Source organism: Candidatus Eisenbacteria bacterium (assembly GCA_013140805.1).
Lineage (GTDB): Bacteria > Eisenbacteria > RBG-16-71-46 > RBG-16-71-46 > RBG-16-71-46 > JABFRW01.
Map to the genome: position 1 here is coordinate 42,246 of JABFRW010000019.1, position 18,327 is coordinate 60,572.

The 18,327-nt window shown below is 67.5% G+C and carries 15 protein-coding genes; 5 read left to right on the top strand and 10 right to left on the bottom strand.

What is annotated here, in order from left to right:
* Positions 1 to 42: 42 nt before the first annotated feature.
* The gene (locus tag HOP12_01730) at positions 43 to 1,167 is read right to left on the bottom strand and encodes a two pore domain potassium channel family protein (protein NOT32869.1); all 1,125 of its coding nucleotides are present in this window, start codon (positions 1,165 to 1,167) and stop codon (positions 43 to 45) included.
* A 221-nt stretch (positions 1,168 to 1,388) separates the two neighbouring features.
* On the opposite strand from HOP12_01730, the gene HOP12_01735 reads away from it, so the two are divergent.
* Positions 1,389 to 2,252 carry an HDOD domain-containing protein gene (locus HOP12_01735; GenBank protein NOT32870.1) on the top strand — a complete coding sequence of 288 codons (864 nt, stop codon included), beginning with the start codon at positions 1,389 to 1,391 and terminating at the stop codon, positions 2,250 to 2,252.
* A gap of 221 nt (positions 2,253 to 2,473) precedes the next feature.
* Here the strand turns inward: HOP12_01735 and HOP12_01740 are convergent, their stop codons facing one another.
* Positions 2,474 to 4,957, bottom strand: a complete 2,484-nt coding sequence (locus HOP12_01740; protein ID NOT32871.1) for a SpoIIE family protein phosphatase — start codon at positions 4,955 to 4,957, stop codon at positions 2,474 to 2,476.
* Between the two features lie 179 nt (positions 4,958 to 5,136).
* Here HOP12_01740 and HOP12_01745 point away from each other — a divergent pair, with 179 nt between their 5' ends.
* Together HOP12_01745 and HOP12_01750 are read left to right on the top strand one after the other, a co-directional pair.
* Entirely contained in the window at positions 5,137 to 6,639 is a 1,503-nt protein-coding gene (locus HOP12_01745) for a DUF2723 domain-containing protein (protein ID NOT32872.1), read from the top strand.
* Between the two features lie 121 nt (positions 6,640 to 6,760).
* Positions 6,761 to 8,470, top strand: a complete 1,710-nt coding sequence (locus HOP12_01750) for a T9SS type A sorting domain-containing protein (protein ID NOT32873.1) — start codon at positions 6,761 to 6,763, stop codon at positions 8,468 to 8,470.
* 84 nt (positions 8,471 to 8,554) lie between these two features.
* On the opposite strand, the gene HOP12_01755 is transcribed toward HOP12_01750, so the two are convergent.
* The 5 genes from HOP12_01755 to HOP12_01775 form a co-directional block, all read right to left on the bottom strand.
* A complete protein-coding gene (locus tag HOP12_01755; GenBank protein NOT32874.1) occupies positions 8,555 to 8,755 on the bottom strand; it encodes a cold-shock protein in 201 nt (66 codons plus the stop codon).
* Positions 8,756 to 9,077: 322 nt separating this feature from the next.
* Complete coding sequence (locus tag HOP12_01760) at positions 9,078 to 10,100, bottom strand: DUF2891 domain-containing protein (GenBank protein ID NOT32875.1); 1,023 nt, start codon at positions 10,098 to 10,100, stop codon at positions 9,078 to 9,080.
* Positions 10,097 to 10,459: a hypothetical protein gene (locus HOP12_01765; protein ID NOT32876.1), complete on the bottom strand. Its 363-nt coding sequence runs from the start codon at positions 10,457 to 10,459 to the stop codon at positions 10,097 to 10,099. Before HOP12_01765 ends, HOP12_01760 begins: the two co-directional genes overlap by 4 nt.
* A 42-nt stretch (positions 10,460 to 10,501) precedes the next feature.
* The gene (locus tag HOP12_01770; GenBank protein ID NOT32877.1) at positions 10,502 to 11,692 is read right to left on the bottom strand and encodes a glucose dehydrogenase; all 1,191 of its coding nucleotides are present in this window, start codon (positions 11,690 to 11,692) and stop codon (positions 10,502 to 10,504) included.
* 66 nt (positions 11,693 to 11,758) lie between these two features.
* Positions 11,759 to 14,089 carry a SpoIIE family protein phosphatase gene (locus tag HOP12_01775; GenBank protein ID NOT32878.1) on the bottom strand — a complete coding sequence of 777 codons (2,331 nt, stop codon included), beginning with the start codon at positions 14,087 to 14,089 and terminating at the stop codon, positions 11,759 to 11,761.
* Between the two features lie 275 nt (positions 14,090 to 14,364).
* Between HOP12_01775 and HOP12_01780 the strand changes: the two genes are divergently transcribed.
* Positions 14,365 to 15,435, top strand: a complete 1,071-nt coding sequence (locus HOP12_01780) for a response regulator (GenBank protein NOT32879.1) — start codon at positions 14,365 to 14,367, stop codon at positions 15,433 to 15,435.
* Positions 15,436 to 15,441: 6 nt separating this feature from the next.
* On the opposite strand, the gene HOP12_01785 is transcribed toward HOP12_01780, so the two are convergent.
* Both HOP12_01785 and queF read right to left on the bottom strand, forming a co-directional pair.
* Positions 15,442 to 16,185 carry an SIMPL domain-containing protein gene (locus HOP12_01785; protein ID NOT32880.1) on the bottom strand — a complete coding sequence of 248 codons (744 nt, stop codon included), beginning with the start codon at positions 16,183 to 16,185 and terminating at the stop codon, positions 15,442 to 15,444.
* A complete protein-coding gene (queF, locus tag HOP12_01790) occupies positions 16,182 to 16,637 on the bottom strand; it encodes an NADPH-dependent 7-cyano-7-deazaguanine reductase QueF (GenBank protein NOT32881.1) in 456 nt (151 codons plus the stop codon). Before queF ends, HOP12_01785 begins: the two co-directional genes overlap by 4 nt.
* A 95-nt stretch (positions 16,638 to 16,732) precedes the next feature.
* Between queF and miaB the strand changes: the two genes are divergently transcribed.
* Positions 16,733 to 18,067, top strand: coding sequence for a tRNA (N6-isopentenyl adenosine(37)-C2)-methylthiotransferase MiaB (gene miaB / locus HOP12_01795; GenBank protein NOT32882.1), 1,335 nt, complete (start codon positions 16,733 to 16,735; stop codon positions 18,065 to 18,067).
* On the opposite strand, the gene HOP12_01800 is transcribed toward miaB, so the two are convergent.
* A partial coding sequence (locus HOP12_01800; protein ID NOT32883.1) for an ROK family protein occupies positions 18,064 to 18,327 on the bottom strand: 264 nt, incomplete at its 5' end. The genes miaB and HOP12_01800 overlap by 4 nt on opposite strands.

Here is an 18,327-nt window from a genome sequence, read left to right on the forward strand (position 1 = left end):
GCGACGCGCCAGGTTCGCGGCCAACGCTTTGCGCTCCGACGATCAGAAGTGATCGTCGCGCCGGTGAGTCGACTTCTCCTGCGCGGCGATCGCTCGATCCCACGGCCCGCCGTGCCAATTGTCGCGGCCGGGCTGCGCGTGAATCCACGGCGGCAGCTCGAACAGCAGATGGAAGCCGAGCGCCTGAGCATAGGGTTCGTACAGTCGCCGCAGATCGGACAATCGATGCTCGAACTCCACGCCGGCAGGCACCTCGTGCGGCGTGCCCGCGAGCCGGTCCCGAAGCTGCTGGAGCGCCTCACCTGGCAATCGGTCCGGTGCGCCGGGCGTGAAGCGCGGCACGAACAGGTGCGAGATGTCCACGAGCGCGTGCCGCGCCATCGCAAAGGTGAGCGACGTCTGACGGTTGGGTGGCGACTCGACGCGGGCGAGCATCAGCGCCGTCGAATCGAGAATCGTGACGAGGGTTCCCAGCCACGACTGGTTGCTGTGCTGTGATCGGTAGTAGGCGAGCTGCGGATAAGAGATGTGGGCTTCCAGCAACTGCGCCGACCAGCGCTCCCATCCGCTGAGCAGCGCGTCGCTGAACGAATCCGCTCCCGACGCCGGCATGCGACTCAGGAATTCCGCCGCGGTCGGCGGTGAACCTGCACGCGCATCCATGAGCGAGATTTCGACCTCGCGCTGCGCGAACGCCGAGTAGATGGTCGGCAGGTAGCCGACCACGGTGCCCAGAAAGGCGAATCCGAGTCCGGACTCGAGCACCGAGAGCGCACGGCCGAATCCGGTCGACGGGGTGAAATCACCGTAGCCGAGCGTGAAGAAGGTCTCGCCGCTCATGTAGAGGAGTAGCCCGAGCCGGCCGGGACTGACGCCGTCGCCGGCGGTGGCCGACAGATGCAGCAGCGTGAAAGCCACGATGAGCCCCGTTGCCCAGCAGATCAGAAGCAGGATCAAGGAGATCGGCCCGAAGAACCCGAGTAAAGCCTCGCGCCTCGAGGGTTTGCGGATCGACTGCGCCGCCGCTCGCCACACGCGCCACGACGCCATGTAGAAGTAGCGCGTGAGCCGAATGCGACGTCCGATGCGGCGCGGAACCAGCACGGTCTCGAAGGCATCCCACAGGATCGTCGCGATCAACGCCGCACCGGTGAGACCGATCAGCACCGGCCCGACCGCGGTCGGCGTCACTTCGGGCGGCTACGACGCATGGGTCATCCTCACGGCGGTTTCGGGTTGCCGGGGTCGTTGCGACGATGGCCAGGATATCAGGTGATGCGCGCTCACACCGGCCGCGCCCTGGGCCCGAGTGCTCCCCACCCCCTCAAGCCCGCCTTCATCCGACCGACACTTGCACTGTCTCCATCCAGATCAGGGGCAAATCCGCCATGGCTCAAATCGAGTCGAAGCCCGCCGCCGGGACCGGCGGAGACGCGCGCGCCCTGCTGCTCGAACGCCTCAATTCGGGGCATCTGGTGCTGCCCGTCATTCCGACCGCCGCGACCCAGGTCCTGCAGGCTTCTCGCAACGAGAACACCGCGACCAGCAAGATCGCGGAGTCGCTGAGCTCCGACCCCGCGCTCGCCGCGCACGTACTGCGCGCCGCGAACTCGGCGGCCTACGCGGCCTCCGAGCCGATCGTCTCCCTGTCGCAGGCCGTGATTCGAATCGGACTCACCACCGTTTCGCAGATCGCACTTGCGGCGTGCATGAAAGCCAAGCTCTTTCAGGCCGGCGGCTACGTGGACCTGGTCTCACCGGTGTGGCCGCGCTCGGCGATGGCCGCAATCTGGGCACGCGAGATCGCACGCGTGAAGGACCGCGATGTTGAAGGCGCCTTTCTGCTCGGGCTTCTGCACGACATCGGACGCCCGGTCGTCATCCAGGCGTTGCTGGATCTCGAGAAGCGCAACAACGTCCGCTACGGCGAGGCCCAGGCGCGAGTCGCGATGGACTACCTGCATCCGATGGTCGGCGCGGCGCTGATGCGGCAGTGGAAGATGCAGGACTGGATGGCCGACGCGATCGCCTGGCACGAGGATCCCATGTCGGCGCCACAGCATCGGGAAGAGGCGCTCACCGCATCGCTCGCCCAGCGGCTCGCGTATTGGACGCTCGAGGGCGACGCGAACGACGCATCGCAGCTGCGTGAAGACGAAGTGCCACCGGCGCTCGGATTCGATTCCGAGGACCTCGAGAAGCTGCTGGAGCAGCGCGATCGAGTGTGTTCGAAAGCCGAGGCGCTGGTCTGAGGCGAGCGGCGATGGGAGGCTGAGCAACACCTCCCCACGCCTTCGACCGCTTCAGCTCAGCGGCGAATCCACCACAACAGATCGATGAAGAAGATCAAGCCGCCGATCTTCGACACGTTGCACCTCCGATTCCGAGGAACGCGTTCGTCGCGCGGTCAACCATCCGGATCGGCCGCCCGTGTGGTTGGCAGCGCGGGCGGGGAAAGCGACTTCCTGTCGCTTCACCTCAGGGCATCGGCCGGCTGCTCGCTCCACTTGAGCCCATCCTGCCGGGCGGACCGCCGGGCGCCGACCGCGCTCGCGACCTGCTTCAGCACCACCACCGTCATGTCGTCGGGCGGCTCGTCTGTGAACTCGTGCACCGCCGAGAGCAGCGCCGCCACGATGTCGGCGGCCGGTCGCGCCGCATGGCTCGTGAGCACGCCGCGCAATCGATCGGTGCCGAACATCTCGTCGCCTCGGCGCGCCTCGGTGAGGCCATCCGTGTAGAGAAGCACGATGTCGCCGGCCGCCAGCTGGATCGCCACTTCCGGATACTCGGAGCGCGCCGCGACTCCCAGCAACACACCGCCCTCGGTGAATTCTTCAATCGAGCCGTCTCCACGTCGCAGCAGCGGAGGCGTGAGTCCGGCGTTCGCGAGTCGCATCCGCCCCGCCGGTACATCGACGTGAGCGCACAGCAGCGCCACGAACGCGTCCGGCTGCTCGAGCGCGACCAGCTCGTGATTGAGCACCCCGAGGACTCTCGCCGGCCGGGAGCCGCGTCGCGCCTGATTGCGAAAACACGCCTGCACCCACGCGCCCATCAAAGCAGCCGGCACACCCTTGCCGGCCGCGTCCCCGACCGCCAGCGTGAACTGCCCCGCATGACCCTCGACGAAGTCGTAGTAGTCGCCACCCACCGCCTTCGACGACAGGGTACCCGCCGCGCAGTCGAGCGAGGCGTGGCGCGGCAGTCGCCGCGGCAGCAAGTGCGCCTGGATGGCGCCCGCGCGCGTCATTTCGCGATCCATCGCGCCGTGTGCACTGGCGGCCTGTCGCAGAGTCGCGTTCTCGATCAGTACCTCGAGCTGCTCGGCGAACAGCTGCAACTCGCGCTGCTCGGAAACCCCGAGCCATGCCCCGGCAAGGCGCCGGCCGAGCAACAGCACCGAACTCGCTCCGCGCCCGCCGAACGGCACCACCCAGCTCACGCCGGCCGCGTCCAGAACCCGTCGAAACTCCGCCAGCAAAGGCTCGTCGGCGACCGCGAGCACGCCCGCCCGCCCCTCGAGTCGGCTTGCGAACCCGGGGAGCAGCGCCGGGGTCGTCATCTCTCCCACACGTGCGCGCGGAACCGGCCCCGCAGTCGAGAATTCGACCACCGCGCAGCCATCGAGCTTGAGCCGCGTCGTCAGTCCCTCGCATGCCGCTTCGAGAATCGCGTCGAGCGAGCCGCGGCGCGCGGCCGGGCTGTGGACCAGCCACTCCGCCAGCGAGTCGGCCTCACGTTCCGGGACCATGCGACGCCCCACCTCGCGAATCACTCCGCGCGCCGGGCCCGCGACCGAGGCCACCAGTGCCAGCAGCGCCAGCGCGCCGCCGCCGATGCCGGCGCCGAGATCGGCTCGCCACGCCGCAGACAGCCACTCGCCAAGGAAGAACACCGACGCGACCGACGCCGCGAGCAACGTCATTCCGATCGCCGCCCGCAATGCCACTCGGAACTCGAAGATGCGATGGACGACGGTCGCCCATGCGAAACCGCCCGGCACCAGCAGCGTGAGGACCACGGCCCAGCGCTCGGCGGGCAGCGAGGTTCCAGGCTGTAGATTGTGAATCGCGACCAGTGCCGCAAGCGGACCTGCCCCCAGTACCGTGCCGATTAGCGCGACGCGCAATCGGCGCCGCGCATCCGCGGTTCGAACCCGGCGATAGGAACGTACGAACAACACCAGAGCGATCAGCCAGCCCGCCGCGAACCACAGCCCCGCCACTCCCTGCAGCAGATCGGCGAACGGTGTCGCTCCGTTTCGCAGCGAGCCCACCAGGTGGAGCACCAGCGCAATCGTGAAGAGAGCCGTGGCGATTCCGTATCCGATCGAGCCCACACGGCCGCGGATCCCAGTCGGACGAAGCCCTTCGGGAAACATCGCGAAGAAGTGAATGAACAAGGCCGGCAGGAAGAGCGTGACGCCCGAGTACAGATCCTCGTAGAGAGCGCGCGCGACGTCGGTTTCGAAGCGCGGAAGTGGTGCGAGCAACCATGCGAAAGCCAGGCACGAAAGATAGAACGTGCGCGTGAGCAGGTCTCGGCGTTCGCTCCATACCCAGCCGCCGAGCACCACGAATCCGGACGCAACCGCCAGCAGCATCGCCATCATGCGACGCTCGCGATCGGGAAGTGGTGCCGCTAGGACCGCGACTTCGACCAGCGCGCCGGCGCGTTCGCGCAGCAGTCGGAGCTCGTGTCCTGGCCGGGCAGAAGCCAGTGGATGATCGAGGTCTCCGCCACGGGGGCGATCGGCAAGCGGAATCAGCCGATCACCGCGCGCCAGCCCGGCTCGCTCTCCGGGGCTCCCTGGATCGACCGCCGCCACCCAATCGCCGCGCAGCATCAGCCCGGTATACGGCTGACGCGCCAGCGTCAGTGCCGAAATCACGAGCACCGCGGAAACCGGCAGCAACATCCATGTGAGGAGGTGAGACGACGCGCCGCGATCCATGCGGGCCCTCCGTGAGTGACGAGTCGGGAGCCTAGCAGTGGCGTGCCGACTGTCAAGGCACGACGCCCGCGGAGTAGATCTCCGGCCGCTTCGGGCCGATGATGCCCGCAAGACCCGCCAGGTGAAGCACCTCACCCCGACGACTGCGAGTTCCACATGTGCCTCGGAGACTTCGCACCTTGAGCCCGAGCGACGCGCGGCTGAGTCCCTACCCGGTCGCGGCCGCGGCGCTGAGCGCCCTCGCAATTGCGGTGCTGCTGCTGCCCGGCGCGCCCGGCATGGGAGACTCGGCCGAGCTGACGATGGCACTGGCCCTCGCCGGCATCGCACATCCGACGGGCTATCCGCTCTACGTGATGGTCGGCCACCTGTTCGTCAACGCCGCCCACACGCTGGGCGCGTCGTGGGTGCTCGCCGCCAATCTGTGGAGCGCCGTCGGCGCAGCGGTCGCAGCCGGTGCATTCGCGCGCCTGGTGCAGCACGTCGCGGCGGCGTGCCAGGAAGAAACATCACGAAGCGGACGACCACCGCACTCGGCGGCGGCGTGCGCGGTGGCGATCGCGTTTCCCGTCGCGGCATTGATGCTCCATCCGGTGTGGATTCTGTCCGCGACTATCGCCGAGGTCTACAGCTGGAGCAACGCGTGCCTCCTTCTGGCCGCCGCGTTCCTGATCGGCCAGCTGCGTCAGCTCAGCGGCGCCCAGGCGTCGCACGACTGGATGAGTGCGCTGATCTGGGGTCTGCTGTGTGGGCTGTGCGGCACCCGGCACGCGACTTCGGTGCTGTTCATCGTTCCGATGTCGGTCGCGCTGGTGATCGCCAGGGCGAGGGCGAGGCGCTCGCTCGCCGCATGGGCGATGGTGGTCGTGGCGGCCGCTCTCCTGCCGCTTGCGAGCTACGGGTGGATCGCATGGCGGGCGGCCCATCCGGCGGCCTACCAGTGGCCGGTTTCACCGACGTTCGAGTCATTCCTGCTCCACGTGCGCGGCGCGAACTACGCGGGGCTTCTCGGACACTTCGCCCCGGGTCGGGAGGAATGGAGCCTGATCCGTTCGACGCTGATGCCCTGGATCGTTCCCGGCCTGCTGCTCGGATCGATTCTGACGACTCGGGTCACGGCAGGGCCCACTCGATGGGGCCTGCTCGCGTTGTTCGCCGGAGCGGTGCTGCAGCTGACTTTCATCTTCTCGTATGGCGTGCACGATTCGGGTCTCTATTTCCTTCCGGTGCTCATGGTCAGTCTGCTGGCGTCGACACCGCTGCTCCTGTGGCTCGCCCGCCGCGCCTCGATCGTGGCAGCAATCGCCGCGGCCTCGGCGGTGCTGGTCGTTCTGGCGACCACCTCGATACCCCGCGCGCTTCGCGAGCGCGAGGAGCTCACCCGACTCGATTTGGAATTCCGCGGTGCGATGCAGAGCTTTCCTTTCGATGAGGGCATCGTGCTGTGGGCGGACGATCACTTCCATCGCTTCCTGGTGCTCCAACTTCTCGAAGGACAGCGCCGCGGCATCACCTTCGAGAATCCCGACATGCTGGTATGGCCGCCTCGCCGGGAGGAGTTTCGAAGGCGGTTCGGATTCGACCCTCTGGAGGGCCTTCGCTTCCGAAGCCCGGCCGACCTGGAGCGCATTTCCGATGTCATTCGTGCCCGGGCGCAGGTGCCGGTCAGCGTGATTCACTGACAATCGGGGGCCGAAAAGGGGCTGCTCGTGGCCCGACAGCGGATGTATTATTCCAGCGACAAGTCGTGAGCCCCGTGATCCCCCCGTGGCTCTGGATGCGTGATCCCTCGGAGGCCGAATCATGGACCGCTCTTCGATTTCTTCGCGCCCGAGCCGGTGGCCGCGACTCGCAACGCGCTTGGTCTTCGCGACGTTGCTCTCCGGAACCTCTTCGACCCCGGCGGCTTCCGATGCAGTGAATGGCGCATGGTCGGTGCTCGGTGTTGCAACGGGCGATCCCGTGCCGCGACGCGAGTACGCCTCGATCTACGACAAAGAAAACAATCGCTACCTGATATTCGGAGGGCAGGGCTGGACCTACCCGGGTCCAAGCCAACTCTTCAACGAGGTCTGGCAGCTCACGCTCGGGGATTCCCCCACGTGGAGCCAGCTCGTCATCAGCGGACCGTCGCCCGGTGAACGTCACAGTCCACAGTGGGGCTATGACGAAGCGCGCGAACGCCTGCTCATCTTCGGCGGATACGGCCATCACACTCCGAGCGGTCCGGATCCTCAGGGGCAATACCTCAACGACGTCTGGCAGCTCGACCTTTCGGGCACGACGCCGACCTGGACCGAACTGATTCCGACCGGAACGCCGCCGGTCGGAAGGCTCGCCGGCGCCGCAGTGTACGACCCGCTCGGTCAACGATTCGTGGGCTTCGGCGGCACCAGCGGCTTGCCGTGTGACACCTGGGAGCTGGATCTGTCCGGAGCTCCTGCGTGGGTTCCGATCAACACTATCGAAACGCGACCCAGCGCGGGCTACGGAATGGCGTCGATCTACGACCCGGTGCGCAACCGCATGGTGATTTTCGGAGGATCGACGAGCGACGGCTACTTCGGCACCCACAATGAACTGTGGGCACTGAACCTGACCGGCGATCCCCAGTGGGAGCGGCTCTACCCCGCCGCGCCGCCACCGTCGGGCCGTCGGACGCTGTCGGCGATCTACGATCCGCTCCGCGATCGCATGGTGCTGTACGGAGGCTGGGACGGAGGACCGAACATCGAGGCGTTTCTCGGCGAGACCTGGGCCTTGTCGCTCGCGGGCTTCGGCGAGTGGGCTCAACTGGCTCCCACCGGATCGACTCCGGTTCAGCGCGACGCGATGGCCGCGATCTACGATCCAGGCTCGGACCGCATGGTCGTGTTCGGCGGCTGGAGCGGTGAGCTGATGCTCGGAGACACGCAGTTCCTCGAGTGGGGCGGCAGCGCAGTCGGCGCCAGCCTGACCGCGAGAGCGGGGGCCACTTCGAGTGCCGCGCAGCTCGAGTGGGACGTCGTGTCCGCGACCGGGCCGCACGCTGCGGTCTATCGCCGCCAGATCGGAACCCCGTGGTCGAGCATCGCCCCCGTGATCGCCGACGCGGGCGGCAATGTGCAGTACGTGGACCCGACCGTCACGCCCGGCGCCCGCTATGCCTACCGGCTCGTGGTGTCTTCTCAGCAGGGGCCGGTGTTCGGTGGCGAGGTCTGGGTCGATATTCCGAACCAGGTCACGGGCCTCGGTCCGGCTGCTCCGATCTCGCTTGCGCTGCGGCACCTCGGGGCGAACCCGGTGCGGGATCGACTCGTGGTGTCGTTCGCACTCCCGACCTCGGAGCCCGCGCGCATCGAAGTGCTCGATCTGGCCGGCAGGCGCGTCGTCTCACGCGAAGTGGGTGCACTGGGTGCTGGCGTTCATCAGCTCGAGCTGGGGTCGGCTGTAAACTTCGGCCGCGGCATCTACTTCATTCGACTCGCCCAGTCCGGGCGGACGCGATCGACGCGCGTGGTGATCGGCGACTAGACCCCGCGGACCCGCCCCGCGCTGAGACGCGAAGGGCGGCGCCTTTCGGCGCCGCCCCGCGACGTGAGGTGGTACCTCGGGCGATTAAACCTTGCGAACGTTCGCCGCCTGCAGCCCCTTCGGACCACGGGTCACGTCGAACTCGATCTGCTCTCCCTCAGCGAGCGTCTTGAAACCCTCGCCCTGAATGGCGGAGAAATGCACGAACACGTCTTCGCCGCCTTCCTGAGAGATGAAACCGAAACCCTTCGCCTCGTTGAACCACTTCACCGTGCCACGAGCCACTTTGAAACTCCTTCACGACGGGACCCGTAGGCCCCTTGCTAATTGCCTCCATCGCGCGCGGAAGCGGCGCCCGGCCATGATGACCGCGACTTCGGTCTTGTGATGCGTTCGCAACAAAAAATCCGCCGAGGTTGCCCTGGCGGAATCAGAAGTTACTGCGCACCCCGATCAACCGAAGACGCTGGAAATATCGGCCATTCCGGATCGCCACGCAAGCCCATTTTGGAGGCCGGTTTCAGGGCCTCAACCGAGGCTCGGCCCACGTCATTGAGTCGCCCGTTTCGGCCGCGGACACTGCTGCGATCGATGAGCCAGCGGCGACTCACGTGAGCCCTCGACGCGTCTCGAGATAGACCGCGAAGCTGCCGAGCCAGTGAGTACCCGCGTACTCCCCGCCCGCGAGCGCCTCGAGTCCGGTGGTTCGATGCGCGAGCGCAGCCTCTTCGAGCCGTGGCCGCGCGTGATGGCGCGCCGGAAGCGCCGACAGCACGCCCTCCAGCATCCATGCGCGACTCAGATTGAGGCCGTCGAGGTGGGCGAGCTTTCCGTCCGAGGGATCGGCGACCACCGCAGGGGTCAGCCAACGCCTCGCGTCCTCGGAGTCGAGCATCGGCAACAGTCGATCGAGCCACGTCACGAACTCCGACGGCGGGAGCACCCGACGCATCAGGTCGGCCTCACCGAGAATCGGCGACAGGAAGTCGTAGGCCGAAGGTTCGTAGCGGATCGGCGCGTCTCGATCACCACTGTGGAACGCGAGCGCTCGCTCCTCGAGCAGCGAGCGGATCGGTGCGTGCCCCGCGATTCGCGCCCAGTCGTGCATGAGCCCCATCGAGAACGCACTCTGCGGGTGTTCACCGGAACGAAGCGGCGCGCGCAGCTTCGGAAGCCACGCGAGCAGTCGTTCGATCGCGAGCGACTCGAGCGGAGCGAGGCAGCCGGCCCACGCGCGCGCCTCGGCGTCGTCGGACCACTCGCGCAGCTCGCCGCACAATTGGAGCAGCCACGCGAGCCCATACGGCCGCTCCCACCCGGCGCGCTCGGGGCGTGCCGCGAACTCGCGCTCGGCTTCGATGCGGTCCGCGGTCAGATGGGCGCGCAATACCTCGCGGGCGGCGTCGCTCGACTCGAATGACTCCGGAGCCAGGCGCAGGAGCCGCACCAGGGACCAGTGCGCGTGCACCGCCGAATGCCAGTCGAAGCTGCCGTAGAACGCCGGCGTCAGCTGGCGCGGTGGGCGCAGGTCGGCGTCCGAGGTCGCGAGCAGCAGGAGGTGGTTCGGATACTCGCGCGTGACGTTGGCAAGCGCGAGCGCCGCGCAGCGCCTCAGCGCAGACAGACTCACGCGCGATCGAGGCGGCGCGTCAGGACCGCCAGGGCCATCGTCGACGCCACGATCAGCAGGCCGTAGAACTCACGTCCGGCCTCGATCCGAGCGTTCTTCATCTCCCAGCTCGCCCACATCTCCCGCCAGCTCACCTGACCGACCACCTGCGGTGCGAGCGTTGCCGCCCAGCTGAGTGCCGCGAGCCCGACCAGGATCGGGAGCCAGCGCGGAGATCGTGGCGGATTCCAGGCCACCCAACCGGCCGCGATCGTCGACGCCAGGTAGAGACTCACCCACTGGAGCGGATCCGGATCGTTCAGGTTGAGATACGCGGCGAACGCGAACAGTGCGGCGAGCACACCCATGACCACGCGCATGACGATGGCCTCGGAGTTGGAAAGCGGACTCTCGTGATTCGATCAAGGATCGAAACGGTACACGATTCCGGCCGAGGTCAGCAGGTAGAGATCGCCATCGGCGTCCTCGCCGAAGCTGTACGGAGAGCCGCTGAACGACACGGTCCACTGAGCCGACTGCGTCGCAGACGTTCCGTTCCAGCGGAAGCTGCGCAGGAACCGTCCCCCGGTGTCCGAGTAGAAGTAGAGGCCCTGCAACGCGGGCACGCGCGCCCCTCGATAGACGTAACCGCCGATGACGCAGTTGCCGTCGGTGTGCGAGTACTCGATCGCCGGCATGCGCAGCGAAGTCGTCACGCAGCCGCTCGCGGGCTCGAAGCAGTGGGTGCCTTCGACCACGTCCCAGCCGTAGTTCACGCCGCGGCCACCGCCACCGGCCGCCGTCGACACGTCGATTTCCTCCCAATCCCCCTGGCCGACGTCTCCGATATACAGGTCACCGTTCGAGCGATCGAACGAGAAGCGCCAGGGATTGCGGAGACCGTAGTCCCACAGTTCCCCGCGCATTCCGGCCGAGCCGACGAACGGATTGTCGGCGGGTATCGCGTAGGGTCCGGCGCCGCTCACATCGAGTCGCAGCGTCGAGCCGAGCAGATCGCCGCGATTCTGCGCTCGCTCGTCAGGGTCGCCACCCGAGCCGCCGTCGCCGAGTCCGATGTACAGCATGCCGTCGTTGGGTCCGAACACGATCATGCCGCCGTTGTGGTTGGCGAACGGCTGATCGGCTGCGATCACCAGCGACTCGGTCGACTCGTCGGCGCTGTCCGGATTCGCGACGCTTGCCTCGTAACGCACCACGCGTGTATCGCCGGCGACATCGGTGTAGTAGACGAAGAAGCGCCGATTGGTCGCGTAGTTCGGATCGAAGGCGAGGCCTAGCAATCCCTGCTCGCTCGCGTTCGAGACCAGGTCGCTGACGTCCAGAAACGAAGCCGGCAGCTTGACGCCGCTCTTGACGATCCGCACCCGGCCGGGCTTCTCGACCACGAACAGACGCGCGGTGTCACCGGGTGGCGCGGTCAGGAATACCGGTGCCGAGTAGCCACGGGCGACCTCTTGAAGCGTGATCGCTCCCCCGCCCGCGGGAGGCGGAGGCGCCATCGCCGAGCCGCCGCGGTCGGAGGCACATGCGAGACCCAGCACGGCGCCGGCGGCGAGCACTGCGATGAAACCGATCGGAACACCTCGTCGCATGATGTCGACTCCTCGATGCAAGGACGGCTGGCGAGCCGCTTCTGTTATCGGCGGGGCGGTGCTTCTTCAGGAGCTCGCGGTCAGGGAGTCCTCGAGCGCGTCGTCGCTCGGACCCTCGAGGTCCCCGACCGGCGCGAGCACCCGCAACGCCATGAGGGTCATGTCGTCGAGCGCCTCATGCCCGTTGAGATGGCGCCGGACGTCGCCGAGAACTCGCTCGGTGATTTCGCGCGCGCTCAATTCGGCCGGCAGGGAGCGCAACAAGTCGTAGAGCCGCTCCTCGCCGTACATGTCGTGGTCGGGACCGGCGGCCTCGGTGATGCCATCGGTGTAGAGCAGGAGCCGATCGCCGCTCTCGAGCACCATCGTGCCCTCGTCGAAGCGCACGCCCTCGAGGATTCCCAACACCGTGCCGCCGCGCTCCAGCGTTTCGTGCTGGCCGCCCTGGCGCAGCAGCACCGGGTAGTTGTGCCCGGCATTCGAGAACGTGATGCGTGGCCCGTCGCACCGAATGCGGGCAACGAACAGCGTCGCGAACTGGTGGACCGAGCCGCCTCGATAGACGAGCGAGTTCAGGTTGCGCAGAATCTCGGCGCACGAGTGAATCGAGGGCGCCTGGGTCCGCAGCGAGGCCTGGAGCATCGAGGACATGAGCGCCGCGGGAACGCCCTTCCCGGCGACGTCCGCGATCGTGACCACGAACTCGTGCTCCCCGACCTGCACCAGATCGTAGAGATCGCCGCCGACTTCCTTCGACGGAATCGAGGTCGCATGCACCTCGAAGCGCGGCAGGATCGGAAACTCGGACATCAAGAACGAATGCTGGATCTGCCGGGCGACGCGCATCTCTTCACCGAGCCGGGCGGCCTGCTCGCGATCGCGCACCAGCAGCGCGTTCTGCAGCGACACCGCCATCTGTCCGGCCAGGGTGCCGAGCAGGTGCACGTCTTCCGAAGTGAATCCGGTGCCGGTCTCCTTGGGCCCCAGCAGCAGAGCACCCAACAGCTCGCCGTGCGCGCGCAGCGGCACGATCAGGGCGATGCCCTGGGCGTTCACCAGCCAGTCGCGTTCCGAGTCCTCGAGCCCTTGAGCGCCGTCCGCCACGCGCAGGGTTTCCTCTTCCTCGGGAAGTGCTGCGAGCAGTACTCGCAGTCGCGTCAGATCCGCGGCCTCCGGCGCGCGGCCGGTGGTCGAGCGGAACAGCACCTGATCGCGCGCGAACGCCGCCAGCGCGGCGCGCCGCAACACCAGCGCATCGCCGATAGTGCTGACCGAACGGGTCAGCAGCGTCTCGATCTCGAGCGTGCCCAGCAGCTCACGTCCGAGCTGGCGCAGCACGTTGCGGTGATCGGCCGGGTCGCCGAGGAACAGTCGGTCGAGCAGTTCCTCGAGCCGCCCGAGGATCGGCTGGAACACGATCAGCGCGACGATCAGGAACACCGGCTCGAGCACCGCGGTCGGCACGTGCACGAACGCCGTGAGCAAGCGCCGCGCCTGCGTCACGATGCCGAGATAGGCGCCGATCACCAGCGCGGTCGCGAGGCCGTAGAGAATTCCGCGTCGCGCCAGCAGCCGCACGTCGAGGAACTTGTAGCGCACGATCGCATAGGCGATCGAGCCGGCCCCGACCAGCAGCGCACCGGCGGTGAGCGAGGCGCTCATCAGAGGTGACAGCGAGAGTCGCGAGAGTCCCGGGATTACGGCGCTCATGACGTAGAGCGCCAGGCACAGCGACAGGCCGATCGTGATGACGCCGAGCTGTTCGCGCACCCGCGGCGTGCGCGACTTCTGCCAGCTGTTCACCAGCAGTCCGATCGCGGCCAGTCCGAAGCCCAGGTTGACGACCGAGAACAGTGACTGATGAACGACCAGGAACAGGTCCGCGAACAGCGCGAACAGTCCCGCGAACGCATTGAGCGCGCGCAGCGCGTTGGTGGTCGGCATCGCGAGATTCGGAGCGATGAGTCCGAGCGCCAACAGCACCACGAAGTGAACGATGTGCGGCAACAGCACCAGAAGTTCGAACGGCGGCCACAGCAGCCAGCGCCGCGCGAAGTTGGGGCGGCGCGTGAAGCGACGCTCATGCGGGTACAGGCACGCGAACAGGAACAGCGTGGGGAAGAAGAACTCCCACAAGTAGGCGAGGCTCTGGACCGGGTTCATGGCGGCGAGCGGCATCGCTCCCGCTCCGGTGTCGGCCGCCACCGCCAGGGTGCGCGTGCCGAGGAAGCCGACGCCCGCCAGGAACGAACCGAACCCGGCGAAGAACAGCATCGACGACACCACGCGGTTGAGTCGCTGGCGAGGGTTCTCGCGCAGGATCAGCAGCCCGAGCAGGAACGCCAGCCCGCCGAGGCTCAGATTCAGGGTCGCGAGCACGATCAGCGAGCGGTCCATCAGGCTCCCGGGTGAGAGTCGGGGCGCCGACCGGTTCCCGGTTCGGCGTGCCCGCGTCGTCGACGGCGCATGTTATGACGTGCGCGGTTCGCCCACCAGCGACGCACCGGCCGATGTGGCGGACCAGCCCCGGTTTCGGCGTGACCAGCGCGGCACCGGCTCGAACTGGCGCCCCGAGGTTCAGCACCGCTTCGAACGCGCCGATACTCCCATGCGCGGGGGCCCGGCACGATGCCCCGACTCTTCCCGGGACTCCAGGACGGAGCCTTCACCTCATGGCCGATCGCATTCTGGTGGTCGAGGACGACGAGCGGCAGTTGCGCGTGCTGCAACGCTTCCTCGAGCACGAAGGCTACGAGTTCCTCGCCGCGACCGATGGCACCCAGGCGCTGGAGCGTGTGGCCGAGGCGCGTCCGGACCTGGTGCTGCTCGACGTTCGGCTGCCGGGTGCGCTGGATGGCTTCGCCGTGTGCCGCCGGCTCAAGGAGAACGAAGCGACGGCGCTGATTCCCGTCACCTTCCTGACCAGTGTCGAAGAGGTCGAGACGCGACGCCAGGGCCTCGAAGCCGGCGCCGACGACTTCATGCAGAAACCGTTCGACGCGGGACTCCTGCGGGCGCGGCTCAAAGCGCAGCTTCGAATCAAGCGCCTCACCGACCAGCTCGAGCGCACCGAGACCGTGATCTTTTCGATGGCGCGCTGGGTCGAAGTGAAGGATCCCTACACCGAGGGCCATCTGCGACGCATCGCCGGCTACGGCGAGTCGATCGCCTCGGCGCTCGGACTTTCGGCCGCGGAACGGCGCATCGTCCGCTTCGCCGGAATCCTTCATGACATCGGCAAGATCGGGGTGCGCGAGTCGATCCTCGGCAAGCCGGGGCCACTGACCCCCGACGAGATGACCGAGCTGCAGCGACACGCCGAGTACGGCGCATCGATCATCCGCCCGATGCGATTCGCGCCCGAGGTCGGGCCGATCATTCTGGCTCACCACGAGCACTGGGATGGTCGCGGCTATCCGCAGGGCCTGAGCGGAGAGGCGATTCCGATCGGCGCGCGCATCATTGCGGTCGTCGATGCCTGGGACGCGATGACGACCGACCGACCCTACCGTCGACAGCTCGATCGCGCCGAGGCGATCCGCCGGCTGCGCGCAGGCGCCGGGACACAGTGGGACCCGCGCGTGGTGGAGATGCTGCTGGTCGAACTGGCGGCCGGCCGGCTCAACCCCGCCGACCTGCCGGAGTCGGACCTCACCGGTGTCGAAGAACTCGGAGCCGAGCGTGTGGGCTTCGTCGAATCGGGCGAGCGCGAGGACGAACCGGGCGGGCGTCACGCCGCCTGAGCACGCTCAGCGCAGTTCGAAACTCACCGAGACCACGGCCGTGATGTCCTTGAGCAGCGAGGACGTGTCGTTGATGCCGTAGTCAGAGATCTGAGTCGAGAATGCGGGGGTGATCTGGAACACGCCCATCCGCGCACCGCGCAATCGCCCGATCCGTGCGCCCGCGTTTCGCGCCATCTCTTCGGCGCGCGAGCGCGCGTCGCGCGTCGCGTCCGCCAGCATCTCGACCTTCATCTCGGGCAGCTTGGTGTAGAGGTACTCGGGCGGATAGGACTCGAGCTCGATACCCTGCTGGATCAACTCGGTGGCCTGGCGAGCGAGCATCGTGATGCCGTCGACGTCGGTCGAGCGCACCTCGACGGTCTGGCTGAGCCGATAGGCACTCACCGCACCCGTCTCCATGCCGTTCGCGAGGCGCGCGCGAAAGGTGACGGTCTGGATCGCGCCGATCGATAGCATCGAATCCGGCACGCCCTTGCCGTGCAAGTAGCTCCTCACCCGGGCGTTGGCGCTCGCCAGTTCCGCGTACGACTGCTGCAGGCTCGGGCTCTGCGCCGCGAACGACGCACGCCACGTCACCAGGTCCGAGCGGATCTGGCGCCGCGCCGAACCGGTCACGGTGATAGTCGAGCGCGCATTGGCGATCTGGAGCGCGGTGCCCGCGACGATCCACGCCGCGATCACGATCGCGAGGGCCATCAAGAGCGAGGGTAGCGCGCTGCCGCGTCTCAGGTCCGCATTCGCGTTCATCGCCGGCCTCCCTTGCGTCTCGCGGGTGCACCCAATCGCGTCACCGCGAGTGCGACGCCGCGCCGAGCCGCACGCGGCTCGGCGGGCAATGCGTCGCGCGACGCATCGTAGCTTGCGACCGCGGTGCTCGAGATTCCCCCACGCACGTTGAAGCGTCCCACCACGGTCATGCGACGCGGACGCGTGGCCCGCACCAGATCGTCGAGAATGCGATTGGTGACCGCCTCGAAGAAATGCCCCTCGTCGCGAAACGACCACAAGTAGAGCTTGAGCGACTTGAGTTCGACGCAGCGCCGATCGGGAACGTAGTGCACCGCGATGCAGCCGAAGTCGGGTTGACCGGTGACCGGACAGATGGCCGTGAACTCCGGACACTCATGACGAACCACGTAGTCGCGTTCGGGATTCGGATTCGGAAAGCTGTCGAGCTGCTTGCTGGGTCGGCTGGGCATGGGGTCCTTTCGCGCGGCGGCAGTGTGCGGAGCGCGCGCGCGCGCGGTCAAGCCGGTGGTCGGGGGTGCGCGGAGGTGCTACCGTTTCGGCCCTCATGAAGCGCGTGTTCCTCGAAACCTACGGCTGTCAGATGAACGTCGCCGACAGCGAAGTCATGGCGGGCGTGCTGGAGCGCGCGGGCATGACGCTGACCTCGACGCCCGACGACGCCGACGCGATCCTGCTCAACACCTGCGCGATCCGCGAGCACGCGGAGCAGCGGGTGATTGGCCGCCTCGGCGAGTTCGCGCATATCAAGAAACGGCGCCCGGAAGTCGTTGTAGGCGTAGCGGGTTGCATGGCCCAACACCTGCGCGCGCGGCTGCTGGGAAAGTCGCGGGTCCTCGATCTGGTGGTGGGTCCTGACGGTTACCGCGACCTGCCCAATCTGCTGCGGCGCGCGGCCGGAGAACCCACCGCACACGTGCGACTCGATCGAGACGAAACCTATGGCGACCTCGAGCCCAAGCGCGAGGCCGGAGTGCGAGCGTGGATCACGGCTCAGCGCGGCTGCGACAAGTTCTGCACCTACTGCGTGGTGCCCTTCACCCGCGGGCGCGAACGTTCGTTGCCGATGGAGGACCTGCTGCGGCAGGTGCGTACGGCGGTCGAACAGGGCTATCGAGAAGTCGTGTACCTCGGGCAGACCGTGAACTCGTATCACGACGGCACGCACGACTTCGCCGATCTGCTGCGGGCCACCGACGCGGTCGAAGGACTGCTGCGCGTCCGCTACACCTCGCCTCATCCGAGCGACATGAGCGAGCGCGTGATCGCGGCCATGGCCGAGTGTCCGAAGGTCATGCCGCACGCCCACCTGCCGGTGCAGTCGGGCTCCGACACGATCCTGCGCGCCATGAATCGCACCTACACGCTCGACGAGTATCGCGCGGTCGCTGCACGACTGCGCGAGGCGATTCCGAATCTTGCGGTCACCACCGACGTGATCGTCGGCTTTCCGGGCGAGACCGAGGACGACTTCGAACGCACCTGCGACCTGATGCGCGAAATGCGATACGACAGTGCGTTCCTGTTCAAGTACTCGGCGCGGCCCGACACGCGCGCCTTTCAGTGGCCCGAGACCGTGAGCGAGGAACTCAAGAGCGAGCGGTTGAGCGGACTCATCGACCTTCAGCACTCGATCTCCGGAGCGATCAACGACGCGCTGATCGGACACGAGGTCGAGGTTCTGGTCGAGAGCAACGCGCGGCGCGATCCGTCCCAGCTCTACGGCAGGAGCGCGCAGTTCAAGACCGTGGTGTTCGGCGACGACGGCAGCGCGGTCGGATCGCTGAAGCGCGTGCGCATCCTGGGGGCCACCACGATGACTCTGATCGGCGAGTCGGTGTCGACGCCGCGGCGCGACCCCGAACTGGTGCAGCTGAGTTAGCGCGACTCGGCGGCCCGCAGCGCCGCTCCGATCGCGCCCGCCCGTTCGCCGAGCGCTGCGCGCGCCAGTCGCAACGGGGCGCGATGGCTCGGCAACGCGTAGCATTCGAACGCGGCCCCGAGCGGCGTCATCAACGCCTCGCCCGCTTCCGAGAGGCCGCCCCCGATCAGCAGCACGTCCGGGTTGAGGATCGCGGTGACCGTCGCGAGCGTGGCGCCGAGGCGATCGGCGCCACGCTCGCGACGGTCACCGCGATCCTC

Bases quoted from the DNA above. Each gene is read 5' to 3' on its own strand.
- HOP12_01750 (NOT32873.1), top strand. From the start codon at position 6,761: ATGGACCGCTCTTCGATTTCTTCGCGCCCGAGCCGGTGGCCGCGACTC.
- HOP12_01735 (NOT32870.1), top strand. From the start codon at position 1,389: ATGGCTCAAATCGAGTCGAAGCCCGCCGCCGGGACCGGCGGAGACGCG.
- HOP12_01775 (NOT32878.1), bottom strand. From the start codon at position 14,089: ATGGACCGCTCGCTGATCGTGCTCGCGACCCTGAATCTGAGCCTCGGC.
- queF (NOT32881.1), bottom strand. From the start codon at position 16,637: ATGCCCAGCCGACCCAGCAAGCAGCTCGACAGCTTTCCGAATCCGAAT.
- HOP12_01780 (NOT32879.1), top strand. From the start codon at position 14,365: ATGGCCGATCGCATTCTGGTGGTCGAGGACGACGAGCGGCAGTTGCGC.
- HOP12_01770 (NOT32877.1), bottom strand. From the start codon at position 11,692: ATGCGACGAGGTGTTCCGATCGGTTTCATCGCAGTGCTCGCCGCCGGC.
- HOP12_01785 (NOT32880.1), bottom strand. From the start codon at position 16,185: ATGAACGCGAATGCGGACCTGAGACGCGGCAGCGCGCTACCCTCGCTC.
- HOP12_01740 (NOT32871.1), bottom strand. From the start codon at position 4,957: ATGGATCGCGGCGCGTCGTCTCACCTCCTCACATGGATGTTGCTGCCG.
- miaB (NOT32882.1), top strand. From the start codon at position 16,733: ATGAAGCGCGTGTTCCTCGAAACCTACGGCTGTCAGATGAACGTCGCC.
- HOP12_01765 (NOT32876.1), bottom strand. From the start codon at position 10,459: ATGCGCGTGGTCATGGGTGTGCTCGCCGCACTGTTCGCGTTCGCCGCG.